The organism is Spirillospora sp. NPDC052242 (assembly GCF_040679555.1).
Classification (GTDB): Bacteria; Actinomycetota; Actinomycetes; order Streptosporangiales; family Streptosporangiaceae; genus Spirillospora.
The window spans coordinates 120538-138104 of record NZ_JBFAUZ010000020.1 but is presented as its reverse complement, the minus strand read 5'-3'; the positions used below and the strand labels follow the sequence as shown (position 1 = coordinate 138104).

General features: G+C 73.8%; 15 protein-coding genes. 9 read left to right on the top strand and 6 right to left on the bottom strand.

Translation table 11 applies throughout. The features are described from left to right. Window positions 1-113 precede the first annotated feature (113 nt). The 3 genes from AB0L25_RS18475 to AB0L25_RS18465 all read right to left on the bottom strand — a co-directional run bounded on the left by AB0L25_RS18475 (window position 114) and on the right by AB0L25_RS18465 (window position 3912). Window positions 114-1940: a serine/threonine-protein kinase gene (locus AB0L25_RS18475; protein WP_500173561.1), complete on the bottom strand. Its 1827-nt coding sequence runs from the start codon at window positions 1938-1940 to the stop codon at window positions 114-116. A gap of 61 nt (window positions 1941-2001) precedes the next feature. Beyond that, a complete protein-coding gene (locus tag AB0L25_RS18470; RefSeq protein ID WP_500173559.1) occupies window positions 2002-3237 on the bottom strand; it encodes an MFS transporter in 1236 nt (411 codons plus the stop codon). A gap of 147 nt (window positions 3238-3384) precedes the next feature. Then, window positions 3385-3912: a TetR/AcrR family transcriptional regulator gene (locus tag AB0L25_RS18465; protein ID WP_500173558.1), complete on the bottom strand. Its 528-nt coding sequence runs from the start codon at window positions 3910-3912 to the stop codon at window positions 3385-3387. A 121-nt stretch (window positions 3913-4033) separates the two neighbouring features. On the opposite strand from AB0L25_RS18465, the gene AB0L25_RS18460 reads away from it, so the two are divergent. Together AB0L25_RS18460 and AB0L25_RS18455 are read left to right on the top strand one after the other, a co-directional pair. Continuing rightward, window positions 4034-5209 (top strand): cysteine desulfurase family protein, encoded by a 1176-nt coding sequence (locus AB0L25_RS18460; protein ID WP_500173573.1) that lies wholly within the window; start codon window positions 4034-4036, stop codon window positions 5207-5209. A 157-nt stretch (window positions 5210-5366) separates the two neighbouring features. Next, entirely contained in the window at window positions 5367-6224 is an 858-nt protein-coding gene (locus tag AB0L25_RS18455) for a DUF1206 domain-containing protein (protein WP_500173556.1), read from the top strand. Here the strand turns inward: AB0L25_RS18455 and AB0L25_RS18450 are convergent. Next, complete coding sequence (locus AB0L25_RS18450; protein ID WP_500173554.1) at window positions 6212-7285, bottom strand: DUF695 domain-containing protein; 1074 nt, start codon at window positions 7283-7285, stop codon at window positions 6212-6214. The genes AB0L25_RS18455 and AB0L25_RS18450 overlap by 13 nt on opposite strands. A gap of 187 nt (window positions 7286-7472) precedes the next feature. On the opposite strand from AB0L25_RS18450, the gene mnmA reads away from it, so the two are divergent. From mnmA to AB0L25_RS18425, 5 genes are all read left to right on the top strand, one after another. After that, window positions 7473-8549, top strand: a complete 1077-nt coding sequence (gene mnmA / locus AB0L25_RS18445; RefSeq protein ID WP_500173551.1) for a tRNA 2-thiouridine(34) synthase MnmA — start codon at window positions 7473-7475, stop codon at window positions 8547-8549. Between the two features lie 133 nt (window positions 8550-8682). Beyond that, window positions 8683-9501, top strand: a complete 819-nt coding sequence (locus tag AB0L25_RS18440; protein ID WP_500173549.1) for an LLM class F420-dependent oxidoreductase — start codon at window positions 8683-8685, stop codon at window positions 9499-9501. 24 nt (window positions 9502-9525) lie between these two features. Continuing rightward, entirely contained in the window at window positions 9526-10542 is a 1017-nt protein-coding gene (locus AB0L25_RS18435; protein WP_500173548.1) for a methionine synthase, read from the top strand. Between the two features lie 48 nt (window positions 10543-10590). Continuing rightward, on the top strand, window positions 10591-12759 hold the full coding sequence (gene ligA, locus AB0L25_RS18430) for an NAD-dependent DNA ligase LigA (RefSeq protein WP_500173546.1): 2169 nt from the start codon (window positions 10591-10593) through the stop codon (window positions 12757-12759). Between the two features lie 255 nt (window positions 12760-13014). Then, a complete protein-coding gene (locus AB0L25_RS18425) occupies window positions 13015-15108 on the top strand; it encodes a putative bifunctional diguanylate cyclase/phosphodiesterase (protein ID WP_500173544.1) in 2094 nt (697 codons plus the stop codon). On the opposite strand, the gene AB0L25_RS18420 is transcribed toward AB0L25_RS18425, so the two are convergent. Continuing rightward, window positions 15109-15348, bottom strand: coding sequence for a DUF6458 family protein (locus AB0L25_RS18420; RefSeq protein WP_500173542.1), 240 nt, complete (start codon window positions 15346-15348; stop codon window positions 15109-15111). 157 nt (window positions 15349-15505) lie between these two features. On the opposite strand from AB0L25_RS18420, the gene gatC reads away from it, so the two are divergent. Both gatC and gatA read left to right on the top strand, forming a co-directional pair. After that, a complete protein-coding gene (gatC, locus tag AB0L25_RS18415) occupies window positions 15506-15805 on the top strand; it encodes an Asp-tRNA(Asn)/Glu-tRNA(Gln) amidotransferase subunit GatC (RefSeq protein WP_026403875.1) in 300 nt (99 codons plus the stop codon). Continuing rightward, window positions 15805-17292 (top strand): Asp-tRNA(Asn)/Glu-tRNA(Gln) amidotransferase subunit GatA, encoded by a 1488-nt coding sequence (gene gatA, locus AB0L25_RS18410; RefSeq protein ID WP_500173539.1) that lies wholly within the window; start codon window positions 15805-15807, stop codon window positions 17290-17292. Before gatC ends, gatA begins: the two co-directional genes overlap by 1 nt. On the opposite strand, the gene AB0L25_RS18405 is transcribed toward gatA, so the two are convergent. Beyond that, on the bottom strand, window positions 17289-17516 hold the full coding sequence (locus tag AB0L25_RS18405; RefSeq protein ID WP_500173537.1) for a hypothetical protein: 228 nt from the start codon (window positions 17514-17516) through the stop codon (window positions 17289-17291). The two genes, gatA and AB0L25_RS18405, sit on opposite strands and share 4 nt — an antisense overlap. Window positions 17517-17567: the final 51 nt, after the last annotated feature.

The window sequence follows — 17567 nt, the reverse complement described above, 5'->3', positions numbered from 1 at the left end:
GGCGCTGCGCGGGCTCGACCCGACGGACCCGACGGACGTTCGCTCGTGACCGCGGGTTCACGGGCCGTCCGGGGCGTCCGGCATGCCGGGACCGGACGGTCACGACCGGCCGGTCACGACCGCGCGGGGGACGGGCTCCCGCCCGGGTACGGCACGGCGGCGAGCAGGTCCGGCTTCAGCAGGTCGTCGGCCTGCGCGTACGGGATGTCCGCGGCCTTCTTCCCGCAGGCGCTCACGTAGCCGAGCACCGCGGCGTGGAATCCGACCCGGATCCCGGAGGGCGTCAGGCCGACCACGACCTGCTCCTCCCGCAGGTCCTCGGCCCGGATGTCCCGGGCGAACCGGTCCCCGAACTCCGGCACGCAGATCACGCCGCCCGGCAGGTGCGCCGGGACGAGCTCGTTGAGCGGGCGGACGCCCTGCGGGGCCGGGTCGCGGAACAGGTCGATCGGCCGGTACTCGGTGCCGTCGGTCAGGTCCACGGTCACGGCCCGCGCCGGGTTCCACCCGGTCCCGACGTTGCCCTGTACGTTCGTCTCGTACCAGACCGACAGGAGCCGGTCGTTGCGCAGCAGGACGGTCGGCGTGACGACGTTCGTGAACGACCCCGGGAGATCGGCGAGCCCTCTGCGGTTGCTCGCGAACAGGCGGTCCAGCGGCGCGCGGACGGCCCGGTTGACCCGGTCCTGGAGCGCCCGGTCGCGGAACCCGGTGACCCGCACGACCTGCCCCTCCACCTGGAACGTCCCGCCCCCGTTCAGGGTCGCCGCGGGCACCTGGAGGGCCACCGTCCGGAAGTCGAGCCGCTGCGGCGGGGGCTCGGCGTCGGAGGCCGTGACGTACACCGCCGTCCCGCCGATCGCCACCGCGGCCGCGCCGCCCGCGACCGCCGCCGCGCCCTTGGCGCCGAGCGCCCCGACGACGCCCTTCCCCGCGGCACCGGCCCCGGCCGTGCCCGCCGCACCGCCGCCCGCGCCGGCACCGCCCGCGCCCGCGGCGCCCGCGCCGGAGGCGCCCGCGGCACCGGCCGCCGCCGTTCCCGACGCGGCCGCGCCGCCGGAGCCGAGGCCCAGGGCGGTCAGCGGGAACAGCATCGACAGCGCGGCGGCGGCCGTCGCCAGCGTGCGCACGCCGCGCCCCTCCCAGTCCGGGCCGTACGCGGCGGCCGCCGCGGCCTCCAGCTCGGTCACGAACGCGGCGGCGCCGCGCGGACGCTCCCACGGGTCCTTCGCGAGCCCGCTCTCCACCAGCGGCCGCAGCGGCTCGGGGACGTCCTCGACGGGGATCGGCGCGGTCAGGTGCCGCCCCATCAGCCCGGCCCGGTCCTCGGCCGTGTACGGCCGCCGCCCGGTGACGCACTCGAAGAACACGCACGTCGCCGCGTACACGTCGGTCGCGGGGGAGGCGGGCTCGTCGCGCCACTGCTCGGGCGCCATGTAGACCGGCGTGCCCGACCGCCCGGCCTCGCCCGCGTCGACCGCGATGCCGAAGTCGATGAGCTTGCTCAGCCCGTCGCCCCGGACGATCACGTTCGCGGGCTTGTAGTCGCGGTGCACGATCCCGACGTCGTGCGCGGCGGCCAGCCCCAGCAGCGAGCCCTTGAGCACCGCCAGGGCCGCCTCGGGCGCGAGCGGGCCGCGCTCGGCGAGCACCTCCCGCAGGGACGCGCCGTCCACGGCCTCCATGACGATCGCCGCGCCCTCGCCGGTCTCGACCAGCCCGTACAGGCGCGCGACGTACGGGTTGCGCAGCCGCCGGAGCAGGTCGGCCTCCGCCCGGAACCGGACCCGGAAGCCCGGGTCGGCGGCGAGCCCGGCCGCGAGGTACTTGATCGCGGCCGGGAGCCCCGTGGCGTCGTGGCGGGCCAGCACCACCCGTCCCTGCGCGCCCTCGCCGAGCACGCGCAGCTCGGTGTACTCCGGAACCCGCCACCCGCTCATCGGTCACCCCTTCCGCCCGGCCGCGCCTCATACGGCCAGAAAGGGGTTATACAGGATTCCTTCAGGCGGCGACCGGCTTCGGCGCCGCCTCGTCCCGCCCGGCGGCCGGCGCGTCGGCGCCGTCCCGTCCGGGGACGTACGGCACGGCGGCCGGGTCGGCGCCCTCGCCCAGCGGGACGAACCGGGCACCGGCCGCGATCAGCAGCGCAAGCACGACGACCACGCCGACGCCGAGCCGCAGCGACGTCGCGTCCGCGAGGAACCCGACCACGACCGGGCCGAGCAGCAGCCCGCCGTAGCCCATCGCGCCGACCTGCGCGACCGCGGCGGCCGGACGGTCCGGCGCGGCGGTCCCGGCCAGCGAGATCGTCGTCGGGACGACCACGCAGACGACCAGGCCCGTCAGGAAGAACCCGGCGATCGCCACGTGCGCGGTCGGGGCGAGCACCACGACCGTCATCCCGGCGGCGGTGCCGAGACCGGCGCCCGCCAGCAGCCGCCGCGTGCCGACCCGCATCCGGACGCGGTCGCCGACGAGCCGTCCGATCAGCATCGCCAGCTCGAACATCGGGTATCCGAGCGCCGCCAGGGACTCGGTCGCGCCGAGCTCGTCGTGCAGCATCAGGCTGCTCCAGTCGGCGATCGACCCCTCGGTCATGAACGCGATGAAGCCCAGCACGCCGATCAGGTAGACGGCGACCGGCAGCCGGCGGCGCCGCCCGCCCGTCCCCGCCTCGGCGGGCGCGTCCGGGTCGGGCAGGTAGGTGCGGCCGAGCGCGAGCCCGGCGGGCAGCGCGAACAGCGCGGCGATCAGCACCGTCGCGGTGAAGCCGAGGCCGAGCGCCGCCGTCGCGACGCCGACCAGCCCGCCGGTCATCGCGCCGATGCACCAGCCGGCGTGCATGCCGCTCATGATCGGCCGCCGGTACGCCTGCTCGACCACGCTGGCTTGCGCGTTCATCGCGATGTCGGTGATCCCGAACGTCATCCCGAACGCCACCACGGCGGCGAGCAGCGACCAGTAGGTCGGGGCGAGCGCGACCGCGACGTACGCCAGCGCGGTCAGCGGCAGCGCGACCCGCAGCGCGCCCCGGCTCCCGGCGCGCGCCATCACCCCCCGCAGCGCCTGCATGGCGACGACCGCGCCGAGCCCCCAGACGAGGACGACGATGCCGATCTCGCTCTCGGACGTCCCGAACTTCTCGGCCAGCGCGGGCATCCGCGCGACCCAGACACCGGTGAGCAGGCCCGCGAGGGCGAAGGTCAGGAACGTCCCGGTACGGGCGCGGAGCAGCATGGTTCACCTCTTTCCGAACTCGGCGGGGCGGAGGGCCCCGGACGTGCGCCCGGCCGCGCGGGGGCGCGGCCGGGAACCGGACGGTCACGAATGTGGAGCGTTCCAGGGGGCCGCGGACGGCCCCGGCGCCCCGGGGATCGGGCGGTGCTAGCCGAGCAGGTCGAGCAGCCGCCGTTTCAGCGCCGCGAGCTGATCCTCGTCGTACAGCTCCGGCGCGTGGCTCACGACTTCCCACAGGCCCTCGGCCGCCAGCCGGACGACCGCCGCGGCGACCGGGTCGGCGTCCTCGCCGGAGGCGCGGCCGTGCCAGCGGCGCATGGCCTCGTTCAGCGGCTCAGCTTGCTCCGGGTCCGTCGCGGCGGCCGTGATGGCCGACCACCGCCGGTAGGCCCGGGCCTCGCCGGTGAGGATCTCGAAGGTCGCCTCGACGTACGCGCGGCTGTAGGCGCCGGGCGTCCCGTCGTCCTTGCCCAGGTACGCGGCGATCAGGTCGTCGAACTCCTCGATGACCCGCGCCACCATCGCCTTGACGAGCGCTTCCTTGGACGGGAAGTGGTACAGCAGCCCGCCCTTGGAGACGCCGGCGCGGTCGGCGACCGCGGTGAGCGTCAGCGCCTGCGTGCCGTGCTCGGAGAGCACCGCCTCCGCGGCGTCCAGAAGGGCGTTCTTCGTCATGACCACTCCACTGTACCGACCGGACGGTACAGTTGCCAACCGGCGCCCTCACTGGCGCATTCCCGCAACCGCGCGGCCACCTGCGGGGAACACCGCGCGCGCGGATACTGTTGACGCCGTGGTGACCTACCTCGACCATGCGGCGACGACCCCCATGCTGCCGGAGGCCGTTGAGGCGATGACGGCACGGCTGCACGAGCTCGGCAACCCGTCCTCGCTGCACGCCGTCGGGCGCACCGCCCGCCGGATCGTGGAGGAGTCCCGCGAGCTGATCGCCGAGGCGTTCGACGCCCGGCCCAGCGAGGTCGTGTTCACCTCGGGCGGCACCGAGTCCGACAACCTCGCGGTCAAGGGCCTGTACTGGGCCCGCCGCGCCGCCGATTCCGCCCGCACCCGCGTGCTCGCCTCCGCCGTCGAGCACCACGCCGTCCTCGACTCGGTGCAGTGGCTCGCCGACCACGAGGGCGCCGAGGTCGACTGGCTCCCCGTGGACGAACTGGGGCGCGTCCGTCCCAATACGCTGCGGGACGCGCTCGGCGACGGCTCCGACGTCGCCCTCGCCACCGTCATGTGGGCGAACAACGAGGTCGGCACCGTCCAGCCGATCGCCGAACTCGCCGCGGCCGCCCGCGAACGCGGCGTCCCCCTGCACACCGACGCCGTCCAGGCCGCCGGGACGCTCCCCGTGTCGTTCGCCGCGAGCGGCGTCCAGGCCCTCACCCTCACCGGCCACAAGCTCGGCGGCCCGCTCGGCGTCGGCGCGCTCCTGCTCGCGAAGCCGAAGGAGCCGCTGCACCTCGACCCCGTGCCCCTCCTGCACGGCGGCGGCCAGGAACGCGACGTCCGCTCCGGCACCCTCGACACCCCCGCCATCGCCGGCTTCGCCGCCGCCGTCGAGGTCGCCGCCCGCCGCCGCGCCGCCGAGGCCGACCGCCTCGCCGCCCTCCGCGACCGCCTCATCGAGGCCGTCCGCGCGGCCGTCCCGGACGCGATCCTGAACGGCGACCCCCGCGACCGCCTCCCCGGCAACGCGCACTTCTCCTTCCCCGGCTGCGAGGGCGACGCGCTCCTCATGCTGCTGGACGCCCGCGGCATCGCCTGCTCCACCGGTTCGGCCTGCTCGGCCGGCGTCTCCCAGCCCAGCCACGTCCTGACGGCGATGGGCGCCGGCCCCGAGCGCGCCCGCGGCTCGCTCCGCTTCACCCTCGGCCACACCTCCACCGAGGCCGACGTCAAGGCCCTCGCCGACGCCATCGCCCCCGCCGTGGAACGAGCCCGCCGAGCCGGCCTGACCTGACCCCGGCGGCGCACCGACTCCGGGGCCGGAGGCCGCTGGTTTCCGCGGGTGGGGCGGGGGCTTACCGGGCCGCCCGTCGTCGCGTCCAGGTTTGATCGGGGCCTCGCAGGGGACGGCTTTGCCGTTCGTTGACAGAGGATTGCGAGGGCCGAGAGCGATGACGAGCGTGGCGAACGGCGGCGCCGTGCGGGACGCGGGACGCAGGGCGGCCGGGCACCCGTGGTTCCACCGGCTGTCCCGGGTGGGGCTGGCGGCGCGCGGATTCCTGTACGTGCTGATCGGGGTGCTGGCGCTCCAGATCGCGTTCGGGAACGGCGGCGAGGAGGCCGACCGGAGCGGCGCCCTGACGACCGTCGCCGACCAGCCCGGCGGGACGGTCGTGCTGTGGCTCATGACGGCCGGGTTCGCGGCCCTCGCGCTCTGGCAGTTCGCGGAGGCGCTGTACGGGCGTCCGGTCCCGGACGGCCACAAGGCGCACGAGCGGCTCGGATCGGCCGGGCGGGGGCTCCTCTACACGGCCGGGTTCGCGGCGATCCTGGCGTTCATGCTCGGGCACAGGGGCGCGTCGGGCGACCAGCAGTCGAAGACGTTCACGGCGCGGCTGATGGAGGAACCGGGCGGGCGGTGGCTGCTCCTCGCGGTCGCCGCGGGGTTCGTCGCCGTCGGCGGATACGTCCTGTACACCGCCGCGCGCCGCAAGTTCCTGGACGAGCTCAAGCTCGGCCAGATGGGACGGCGCGTGCGCCGCGTCGTGGAGCCGCTCGGGGCCGTCGGCAACGTGGCGCGGGGCCTGGTGATCGGCGCGGCCGGGGTGTTCCTCGGGTACGCGGCGGTCAGCTACGACCCGGGGAAGGCGCACGGGCTGGACGGCACGCTCCGCGAGTTCGCCGGGACGCCCGCCGGGGTGTGGGGGCTCGTCGCCGTCGCCCTCGGCGTGGTGGTCTTCGGCGTGTACTCGTGCTGCGAGGCGCGCTGGCGGAAGGTGGAGGCCGTCCGGCCCGGTCAGGGCCGGTAGGGGGCCAGCGCCTTCCAGCCGGGGTCGTTGGTCGAGGAGACCTTCGCCTTGCCCTCCGACCAGCCCGCGGCGAGCTGGTCGAGCTCGCCGACGACGCCCGAGTCGGGGTCGGCGTACAGGTGGAACACGCGCAGGCCGTCGCCCGTCTCCCGCACGGCCAGCACCGCCCGGTCGCCCAGCTTGGCGAGCTTCTTCTCGAACGCGTGCAGCGCCCCCGAGGACGGCTCCACCGGGAGCCGGTCGGGGTTGCTGTGCCGGTACGGGACGGTGATCGCGACGTGCACGTCGCAGAGCGGGTAGTCCTGCCGGTGCAGCGGGAACCGCGCGCCGACCCGGGCGGGATGGCCGCGCGGCGTGCGGCCCTCGCCGCTCAGCCACGCGGGCTCGCCGAACGGCTCGGCGACCTGCTCGACGACGGAGCCGAGCATCGCGGGCGGCAGCGAGTCGATCGGCGCCTCCAGCGCGATCGTCACGTCGCCGACCCAGCGGGCCACGTCGTCCTCGCCGAGCGCCCAGTCGAGGACGTGCGAGGCGACCTGCCGCTGCTGCTCCTCGGGGACGAACAGGAAGTCGGGGTGGTACGCGGTGATGTGCACCTTCGCCCGTCCGGCGTCGGCCCGCATGCCGAGCCGCACGTACTCCAGGTCGAACTCGTGGTCGCCGAGGACGAGGTCCTGGGAGAGCATCTCCGGGTCGGCCTGCCGCGCGGGGTAGAAGCTCCAGTCGCCGGACGTCTTGGGCGCGGCCCGCACCCACCGTTCGGCGAGGCCGCGCAGCTCGGGGTCGCCGCCGCCGGTCAGCGTCAGCGAGGGCGCCCGGTCCTCGGCGCCGCCGATCTCCCACTGCAGCCCCGGGTGGATCTTGTGGACGCGGCGGGACAGCTCCTCGATGGTGTCGGCCGACAGCCCCTCGCCCGGCGGCTCGCCGGGCTCCTGCTCGTCCGGACCGGCCGCCAGCGACGACTCGATCGTCGGGCGCGCCTGGCCCCACCATTCCCAGAACTCGCCGACCGCGGGCGGTGCGGTGGCGGACGCGTCGCGCGGACGGCGGAAGATTCCCACCTGTACGTCTCTTCCTTGTCGTGGGGTGACGGGGCCGGGCCTTCACGGAGCCCGCGTCGTAACCCTACGCGAGCCGCCGGACGATCCGTCGCCGCGTCCCCGTCGCGTCCCGTTCACCCCGCGGCGCGCCCGTCCCGCCGTTAACCCGATGTGGGCGGGGCTCCGCAGCGCGTACGCTCGAAGGACTATGACTCTGCGCGTACTCGCCGCCATGTCCGGCGGCGTCGACTCCGCCGTGGCCGCCGCCCGCGCCGCCGAGGCCGGGCACGACGTCACCGGCGTCCACATGGCCCTGTCCAGCAACCCGCAGTCGTACCGGACGGGCGCGCGCGGCTGCTGCACCCTGGAGGACTCGCGGGACGCCCGCCGCGCCGCGGACGTGATCGGCATCCCGTTCTACGTCTGGGACCTCGCGGAGCGCTTCCACGAGGACGTCGTCGAGGACTTCGTCAGCGAGTACGCCGCGGGCCGCACCCCGAACCCGTGCCTGCGCTGCAACGAGAAGATCAAGTTCGCCGCGCTGCTCGACCGGGCGATGGCCCTCGGCTTCGACGCCGTCTGCACCGGCCACTACGCCCGGCTGGAGGACGGCGTCCTGCGCCGCGGCGTCGACGCGGGCAAGGACCAGTCGTACGTCCTGGCCGTGTGCACGCCCGAGCAGCTCGCGCACGCGCTGTTCCCGCTCGGCGACACCGCGAAGGCCGACATCCGCCGCGAGGCCGAGCGGCGCGGCCTGCAGGTCGCCGACAAGCCCGACAGCCACGACATCTGCTTCATCGCCGACGGCGACACCCGCGGCTTCCTCGCCGAGCGCCTCGGCACCGCGAAGGGCCCGATCGTCGACGCCGACGGCAACGAGGTCGGCGAGCACGACGGCGCGTACGCGTACACGATCGGGCAGCGCAAGGGCCTGCGCATCGGCACCCCCGCGCCCGACGGGCGCCCCCGCTACGTCCTCGACATCTCGCCGGTCACGAACACCGTCACCGTCGGCCCCCGCGAGGCCCTGGACGTCCACGAGATCACCGGCGAGCGCCCGATCTGGCTGAGCGAGCCCCCCGCCGGGCCGTTCGGCTGCCAGGTGCAGCTGCGCGCCCACGGCGAGGTCCACGACTGCACGGCCGAACTCGACGGCGACGTCCTGCGCGTCCGCCTCCGCGCGCCCGCGCGCGGCGTCGCGTCCGGCCAGGCCGCCGTCCTGTACGAGGGCGACCGGGTCCTGGCCTCCGCGACGATCGCCGAGACCGCCCGCGTTCCCGCCTGACCGGCCGTCCGTCCAGAGCAGGTCGCCGACGAGCCCGCCGGCCCCGCCTTCTCGGGCGGGCGGGCGCACGCGGCCTGTGGCGCCGGGGACCGCCGTCAGTACGATTCGGCTCTGGCGAGTCTCTGGAGGTGCCGTGCAGTTCGGTGTTTCGACGTTCGTGACCGATGACGGGATCGCGCCGGCGGCGCTCGGGCGGGCGCTGGAGGAGCGCGAATTCGGGTCGCTGTTCCTGGCCGAGCACACGCACATCCCGGTGAAGCGGGAGTCGCCGTGGCCCGGCGGCGCCGAGCTCCCGCGCATGTACTACCGGACGCTCGATCCGTTCGTCGTCCTGTCGGCGGTCGCGAGCGTGACGGACCGGCTGCGGCTCGGCACCGGGATCGCGCTGGTCGTTCAGCGGGACCCGATCATCCTGGCGAAGGAGGTCGCGTCCCTCGACCTGGTCTCCGGCGGGCGCGCGGTGCTCGGCGTCGGCGCGGGCTGGAACCGGGAGGAGATGCGCAACCACGGCACCGAGCCGAAGACCCGGATGCGGCTGCTGCGCGAGCGCGTGCTGGCCGTCAAGGAGCTGTGGACGAGCGAGGAGGCGGAGTTCCACGGCGAGTTCGTCGACTTCGACCCCGTGTTCAGCTACCCGAAGCCCGTCCAGGACCCGCACCCGCCCGTGCTGATCGGCGGCGCGGGGCCGACCACCTTCGACCGCGTCGTCGAGTTCGGCGACGGCTGGATGCCGATCTACGGGCGCGGCACGGACGCCTTCGCCGCGCAGATCGCGGAGCTGCGGGAACGCGCGGGACGGCGCGTGCCGGTCACGGTGTTCGCCGCGCCGGGCAAGCGCGAGGCCGTCGAGGCGCTCGCGGACGCCGGGGTGGACGAGGTGCTGTTCAACCTCAAGACAGAGCCGGAGGACGACACCCTCCGGTACCTCGACCGCCTCGCGCAACTGCTGTGATCACGCGCCGCTAGGCTTTCCCACGTGAACGACTATCCGTGGCGGGTCGGGGCGGCGACCGGTGTGGGCTCGTATCCGGGCGACGATCCGGAGGAGATCCTCCGGATCGTGCTCGGCGAGGTGCCGGAGCTGCCGCACCTGCCGGAACTGCCCGCGCGCGGACCCGGCGCCGACATGGTCGGGCGGTCCGCCGGGCTGCTGGTGGACATGCCGGTGCACCTGGAGCCGTCCGGCTGGCGGTTCTCCGACCGGCCCGGCCGCGACACCGTCCGCACCCGCGACCACCTGGCGCGCGACCTCGACGTCCTGGAGGAGGTCGCGGGGACGCACGACGGGCCGTTCAAGATCCAGGTGTGCGGCCCGTGGACGCTGGCGAGCACGATCGAGCTGCGGCACGGCGACCGCGCCATCAAGGACCCGGGCGCCGTCCGCGACCTGGCCGCGTCGCTCGCCGAGGGCGTGGCGGCGCACGTCGCGGACGTCCGGCGGCGCCTGCCCGCGGCGCGGATCCTGCTGCAGCTGGACGAACCGGCCCTGCCGGCGGCGCTCGCCGGGACGGTCCCGACCGCGAGCGGGTTCGGCCGGCTGCGGGCGATCGAGGAGCCGGTCGCCGAGGACGTCCTGCGGCGGACGATCGACGCGGCCTGCGCGGGCGACGCCGCGTTCCCGCTCGTCCACTGCTGCGCCCGGAACGTCCCGTTCGGGCTGCTGCGCCGGGCGGGCGCGAAGGCGCTCTCGATCGACCTGCGGTACGTGCCGAGGCGCGACGACGACGTCGTGGGGGAGACGATCGACGCGGGCGTGGGCCTGTTCCTCGGCGCGGTCCCGGCGACCGACGCGGCCCTGCCGCCGCTGCGGGCGACGGCCGAGCCGGTCCGGGAGCTGTGGCGGCGGTTCGGGTTCCCGCCCGCGCGGCTGGCGCGCCAGGTCGTCGTCACGCCCGCCTGCGGGATGGCGGGCGCCTCGCCCCGGTACGTCCGGGAAGCGTTGAAACGCTGCCGCGATACCGCGCGCATGCTGTACGAAGCCGCGGAGGAGTAGGGCGCGTCCCCCTGCCGGAATGTTGGTGGCACCGGGGAAAATAGGGGCATGACCACGAGCGATGGTGTTCCCAGCGAGGCACGGCAGCGGCATCTGGAGCTGAGCGAGCGGATCGACGAGGGCAACTACCGCTACTACGTCCTCGACCAGCCGACGCTCACCGACGCCGAGTACGACCGCATGATGCGGGAGCTGCGGGAGCTGGAGGAACGGCACCCCGAGCTGGTCACGCCCGACTCGCCCACCCAGAAGGTCGGCGCGCCGATCACCACCGACTTCGCGACCGTCGCGCATCTGGAGCGGATGCAGAGCCTCGACAACGCGATGAGCGCCGACGAGCTGCTCGCCTGGGACGAGCGCGTCGTCAAGGAGGTCGGCGAGGTCGCGGGCTACCTGTGCGAGCTGAAGATCGACGGCCTGGCGATCGCGGTCACGTACGAGCGGGGACGGTTCGTCCGCGCCGTCACCCGCGGGGACGGGCGCACCGGCGAGGACGTCACGCACAACGTGCGGACGATCGCCGACGTCCCGGGCCGGCTCGCGGGGGACGGCCACCCGGACGTCCTGGAGGTCCGCGGCGAGGTCTTCCTGCCCGTCGAGGGGTTCGAGCAGGTCAACGCGGCGCAGGTGGAGGCGGGCAAGGAGCCGTTCGCCAACCCGCGCAACGCGGCGGCCGGGTCGCTGCGGCAGAAGGACCCGCGGGTCACCGCGAAGCGGCCGCTCGGCATGCTCGTGCACGGGTTCGGCGCCTGGGAGGGCGGGACGCGGCCGCAGAGCCAGTCCGGGGCGTACGAGCTGATGCGCGCGTGGGGCCTGCCGGTCAGCGACCGGTACAAGGTCGTCGGCGGGATGGACGCCGTCCGCGAGTACATCGCCGAGTACGGCGAGCACCGGCACGATCCGGCGTACGAGATCGACGGGGTCGCGGTGAAGGTCGACCAGTTCGCGCTGCAGCGGCGGCTCGGGTCGACGAGCCGGGCGCCGCGCTGGGCGATCGCGTGGAAGTACCCGCCGGAGGAGGTCAACACCAAGCTCCTCGACATCAAGGTCGGCGTGGGCCGGACCGGCCGCGTCACCCCGTACGGGGTGATGGCCCCGGTGAAGGTCGCCGGGTCGACGGTCGAGCGGGCGACGCTGCACAACGCGAGCGAGGTCGTCCGCAAGGGCGTCCTGATCGGCGACACGGTCGTCCTGCGCAAGGCCGGGGACGTCATCCCGGAGATCGTCGCGCCCGTGACGGCCCTGCGGGACGGCTCGGAGCGCGAGTTCGTCATGCCGGCGAACTGCCCGGAGTGCGGCACCGAGCTGGCGTACGAGAAGGAGGGCGACGCCGACATCCGCTGCCCGAACGCCCGGTCGTGCCCCGCGCAGCTGCGGGAGCGGCTGTTCTTCGTCGCGAGCCGCAACGCGCTCGACATCGAGGCGCTCGGGTACGTCGCGGCGACCGCGCTGACGCAGCCGCTGGAGCCGGCCGAGCCGCCGGTGAAGAACGAGGGCGACCTGTTCCACCTGACCGTGGACGAGCTGCTGCCGATCAAGAGCCTGGTGCTCGACCCCGACAGCGGCACCCCGAAGATCGATCCGAAGACGGGGGAGCGGAAGGAGGTCACGTTCTTCGCCAACAAGGAGGGCGAGCCGAAGAAGACGGTCGGGGTCCTCTTCGAGGAGCTGGAGAAGGCGAAGAAGCAGCCGCTGTGGCGGGTGCTGGTGGCCCTGTCGATCCGGCACGTGGGGCCGTCCGCCGCGCGCGACCTGGCCCGCGAGATGGGCTCGATCGACGCGATCGCGAACGCGACCGAGGAGGAGCTCGCGGCGGTCGACGGCGTCGGCCCGACCATCGCGGCGTCGATCAAGTCGTGGTTCGCGGTCGACTGGCACCGCGAGATCGTCGACAAGTGGCGCGCGGCGGGCGTCCGGATGGAGGACGAGGCCGCCGCGGGCCCGCGTCCCCTGCAGGGCGTCACGGTGGTGATCACCGGTTCGCTGGAGGGGTACAGCCGCGACTCGGCGACCGAGGCGGTGCAGCGGCTCGGCGGCAAGGTGTCGGGGTCGGTGTCGAAGAAGACGGGGTTCGTGGTCGTCGGTGACAGCCCCGGGTCAAAGTACGACAAGGCGATGAAACTCGGCGTGCCCGTCCTGGAGGAGGACGGCTTCCGCGTTCTGCTGGCGGACGGGCCGGAAGCGGCCAAAAAAGTCGCTGTCCGTGCGGAAGAGTGACGAAATGTGGTTGACCCGGGCCCACCAGCTTTGCGTTACTCAGGGGTACACTTTCACTACCCACCGGAGAGGGGCGGGCGCGTCCCGGGCATAACGGAACGTACGCAACCGGTTTCGCGAAGTTCGTCGGAGGTCGTACTCTCCCTCTCATCACGACACACCTGAATCACCGGACGTATCACCCGGGGGTGTCCCCGGGGTCCGGCACGTCCGGTTCCCGGGGGACGTCCCCCGCGAATCCCCCCGAGGATGGTGATGAAGGACCCGAACAACACGCGGAACACGGCGCCGCGCCGCGGTTCCCCGTTGTGGATCTACATCGTCGTCGTCATCGTGCTGGGCATCGTGGCGGGCGGCTCCGCCTTCGCCGGGCTCACCGGTCCCGATCTGGACGCGCTCCTCGGCAACCCCGTCTTCTGGATCCTGGGCTGCTTCATCGTCTTCGGCGAGATGCGGCCGATCATCACCCCGGGCTCCACCGAGAACAACGGCGCCACGACCTCCACCACGTTCTCGTTCGCCGCGCTGCTGTACGCGGGCCTCCCGGTCGCCGCCGCCCTCCAGGCCGTCGCCGTCGTCACCTGCGGCATCTTCCGCGGCCGCACCCCGCACCGGATCGCGTTCAACGTCGCCCAGTACACCCTCAGCCTCGGCGCCGCGCAGCTCGCGCTCGCCCTCACCGGCGACCTGGCGACCCCGTCCGCGCTCTGGGTGCCGGACGGCTCCGACCTGCCGGCCATCGCCCTCGCCGGGACCGTCTACTTCATCTGCAACGACACGCTCGTCAGCGCCGCCGTCGCCCTGCACGAACGCGTCCCGCTGCTGAAGGCGATGCGGTTCGACTTCGGCTACCAGGTCCTCGTCCACCTCGCGCTGCTCGGCCTCGCCCCGCTGATGGTCGTCGCGATGGACCGCTCGGCCGCGTTCGTCCCGCTGATCGTGCTGCCGTTCATCGCCGTGTACCTGAACGCGTCCGTGTCCGTCCGGCGCGAGCACCAGGCCCTGCACGACGCGCTCACCGGGCTCCCGAACCGCAAGCTGCTGATCGTCCGCACCGAGGAGGCGCTCGCCGAGGCCCGCGGCGAGGACGCCCACCGGCACCTGCGCGGGCGCCGCCGCAAGACGGCCGAGCCGCCCCGCCGGGCCGGGCTGTTCCTGCTCGACCTCGACCGGTTCAAGGAGGTCAACGACACCCTCGGGCACCCCACCGGCGACCGCCTCCTGCAGCTCGTCGCGCACCGTCTCACCCACAGCGTCCGGCCCGGCGACCTCGTGGCCCGCCTCGGCGGCGACGAGTTCGCCGTGCTGCTGCCGACCGTCCGCGACGAGGACGCCGCCCGCGAGGTCGCCGCGCGCCTGCGCGCCGCGCTCAGCGAGCCCGTCCGGCTGGAAGGCCTGTCGTTCGACCTCGAGGCCAGCGTCGGCATCGCGCTGTTCCCCGACCACGCCCCCGACTTCGAACTCCTGCTGCAGCGCGCCGACGTCGCGATGTACAACGCGAAGGAGTCCCGCACCGGCGTCGAGGTGTACTCCCCGCAGAAGGACCGCAACTCCCCGGCGCGGCTCACCATGCTCGGCGACCTGCGCCGCGCCGTCGACCGCTCCGAGCTGGAGCTCTTCTACCAGCCGAAGGTCTCGCTCCGCGACGGCCAGCTCGTCGGGATGGAGGCGCTGCTGCGCTGGCGGCACCCCGAGCAGGGCCTCCTCGAACCCGAGGCGTTCCTGTCCGTCGCCGAGCAGACCTACCTGATGCGCTCGATCACCCACCACGTCGTCGAGGCCGCCCTCGCGCAGGCCGCCGCCTGGTGGCGGGAGAACCTCGCCGTCCAGGTCGCGGTGAACGCCTCCGGCCGCGACCTCCTCGACACCGGCCTCACCGAGATCATCGAGGAGGGCCTCCTCGCCCGCGGGCTGCCCACCGCCGCGCTCCAGCTGGAGATCACCGAGCGGATCCTGATGAACGAGCCCGCGTACGCGTCCGACACCGTCGCCGCGCTCGCCGAACTCGGGATCCCGCTCAGCCTGGACGACTTCGGCACCGGCTACTCGTCCCTCGTGCGGCTCAAGCGGCTCCCCGTCGAGGAGATCAAGATCGACGCCTCGTTCGTCCGCCGGCTCACCGAGTCGTCCGACGACGCGGTGATCGTCCGCTCGATCGTGGACCTCGTCCGGACGCTCGGGCTGCGCTCCGTCGCCGAGGGCGTCGAGGACCCGCAGACCGCGGCCGCCCTCCGCGAGATGGGCTGCGACGCCGCGCAGGGCTGGCACTTCGGCCGCCCGATGGACGCCGAGACCGCCACCGAGTGGCTCCGCCGCCACATGGACCGCGCCCCCGAACCCGCGGCGTGATCAGTAGCGGCGCGGGTCGTCCTCGTAGTAGCGCTCCTCCCGCACCGCGGGCGGGGGACGGCGGTCGACCGCGCGGCGCGCGGCCGCGATCCGGACGAGGCCGATGACGAGCCCGATCAGGCCGCCGATCATCAAAATCACGCCGACCAGCCGGATGTCGACTCCGCTGAGGTCGAAGTCGACCGCGTAGGCCAGGACGGCTCCGATGATGATCAGTGCGATGCTGCCGCCGATGGTCACGTCGGCTCCTCTCGTCGTCCAGGGGGACGACAAGAGCGTTCCCTCCACGGGGATCTGAAACGGCGTGCCGGGCTCGCCAGCGGAAATCCGGTCGGGCGGAGATGACCCGACCCATAGGATGGGACCCAACCCAGTCGAATCCAGGAACGGTTTACTCATGTCCGCCATCACCCGTGACGAGGTGGCGCACCTCGCCCGGCTGTCCCGGCTGGCGCTCGGCGACGATGAGCTCGATCATCTCGCGGGCCAGCTCGACCAGATCATCTCCGCGGTCTCGCGGGTGCAGGAGGTCGCGGCGGAGGACATCCCGCCGACCTCGCACGCGCTGCCGCTGACCAACGTCTACCGGGCCGACGAGGTCCGGCCCTCGCTCCCGCCGGAGCAGGCGCTCGCGGGCGCCCCCGCGGCCGAGGAGCAGCGCTTCCGGGTGCCGCGGATCCTGGGAGAGGAAGCCTGATGAGCGAGCTGGTCAGGAAGGGCGCCGCCGAACTCGGCGAGCTGATGGCCGCGGGTGAGGCGTCCGCCGTCGAGGTCGCCGAGGCGCACCTCGACCGCATCGCCGCCGTCGACGGGCGCGTCAACGCGTTCCTGCACGTCGACCGCGAGACGACCCTCGCGCAGGCCCGCGCGATCGACGAGCGCCGCGCGGCGGGCGAGGAGCTCGGCCCGCTGGCCGGCGTCCCGATCGCGCACAAGGACGTCTTCACCACCCGCGACATGCCCACCACCGCCGGGTCGAAGATCCTCGAGGGGTGGCGGCCGCCGTACGACGCGACCGTGACGGCCCGCCTGCGCGAGGCCGGGCTCGTCATCCTCGGCAAGACGAACATGGACGAGTTCGCCATGGGCTCGTCCACGGAGAACAGCGCCTACGGCGTCACCCGCAACCCGTGGGACCTCGAGCGGATCCCGGGCGGCTCGTCCGGCGGCTCGTCCGCGGCGGTCGCCGCCTACGAGGCCCCGCTGTCGACGGGCACCGACACCGGCGGCTCGATCCGGCAGCCCGCGGCGGTCACCGGCATCGTCGGCACGAAGCCCACCTACGGCGGGTCGTCCCGGTACGGGATCATCGCGTTCGCGTCGTCGCTCGACACCCCGGGCCCGTTCGCCCGGAACGTCCTGGACGCGGCGCTGCTGCACGAGGCGTTCAGCGGCCACGACCGGATGGACTCGACCTCGATCGACCGTCCCGTCCCGCCGGTCGTCGAGGCGGCGCGCCGCGCGGACGTCAACGGCCTGCGCGTCGGCGTGGTGAAGGAGTTCGCCGGGGACGGCTACCAGCCCGGCGTCACGGCCCGGTTCGACGAGACGGTCGAGCTGCTGGAGTCGCTCGGCGCGAAGGTCGTCGAGGTCTCCTGCCCGAACTTCTCCTACGCGCTGCCCGCGTACTACCTGATCGCCCCGTCGGAGTGCTCGTCCAACCTGGCCCGGTTCGACGCCATGCGCTACGGCCTGCGCGTCGGCGACGACGGCACCCGCAGCGCCGAGGAGGTCATGGCGCTGACCCGCGCCGAGGGCTTCGGGCCCGAGGTGAAGCGGCGCATCATGCTCGGCACGTACGCGCTGTCGTCCGGCTACTACGACGCCTACTACGGCAAGGCGCAGCAGGTCCGGACGCTCATCAAGCGCGACTTCGAGGCCGCGTTCGAGCAGGTCGACGTGCTGATCTCGCCGACCACGCCGACGACGGCGTTCCCGATCGGCGAGCGCGCCGACGACCCCATGGCCATGTACCTGGCCGACCTGTGCACGATCCCGTCGAACCTCGCCGGCAACGCCGCCATCTCGGTGCCGTGCGGCCTGGCGGACGGCCTGCCGGTCGGCCTGCAGATCATGGCCCCGACCCTCGGCGACGACCGCGTCTACCGCGTCGGCGCCGCCGTCGAGCGCGCCCTCGAGGACCGCTGGGGCGGCCCCCTCCTCGCACAGGCCCCGGAACTCTAGGCGACGAGGAACGGCGACACGTGATCACGCGAATCGAGATCGACGGCTTCAAGTCCTTCCTGGACTTCAAGCTGGACGTGCCGCCGTTCCTCGCTCTCGTCGGCCCGAATTCGAGCGGCAAGTCGAACTTGTTCGACGCGATCGAGTACGTCATCGATAGCCTGCACTACAGGCGGAATCCTCTCCTCCAGGCCCGTCGGGGACGGCCGCAGGAACTGTTCCACCGGCCAGGCGAAGGGGCCACGGTGGACGCGTTCGCGATGGCCATGCGGCGG

Excerpts from the sequence above, each read along its gene's own strand:
- mnmA (WP_500173551.1), top strand. The coding sequence starts at position 7,473 with ATGACTCTGCGCGTACTCGCCGCCATGTCCGGCGGCGTCGACTCCGCC.
- gatC (WP_026403875.1), top strand. The coding sequence starts at position 15,506 with ATGTCCGCCATCACCCGTGACGAGGTGGCGCACCTCGCCCGGCTGTCC.
- AB0L25_RS18475 (WP_500173561.1), bottom strand. The coding sequence starts at position 1,940 with ATGAGCGGGTGGCGGGTTCCGGAGTACACCGAGCTGCGCGTGCTCGGC.
- gatA (WP_500173539.1), top strand. The coding sequence starts at position 15,805 with ATGAGCGAGCTGGTCAGGAAGGGCGCCGCCGAACTCGGCGAGCTGATG.
- AB0L25_RS18425 (WP_500173544.1), top strand. The coding sequence starts at position 13,015 with ATGAAGGACCCGAACAACACGCGGAACACGGCGCCGCGCCGCGGTTCC.
- ligA (WP_500173546.1), top strand. The coding sequence starts at position 10,591 with ATGACCACGAGCGATGGTGTTCCCAGCGAGGCACGGCAGCGGCATCTG.
- AB0L25_RS18470 (WP_500173559.1), bottom strand. The coding sequence starts at position 3,237 with ATGCTGCTCCGCGCCCGTACCGGGACGTTCCTGACCTTCGCCCTCGCG.
- AB0L25_RS18465 (WP_500173558.1), bottom strand. The coding sequence starts at position 3,912 with ATGACGAAGAACGCCCTTCTGGACGCCGCGGAGGCGGTGCTCTCCGAG.
- AB0L25_RS18455 (WP_500173556.1), top strand. The coding sequence starts at position 5,367 with ATGACGAGCGTGGCGAACGGCGGCGCCGTGCGGGACGCGGGACGCAGG.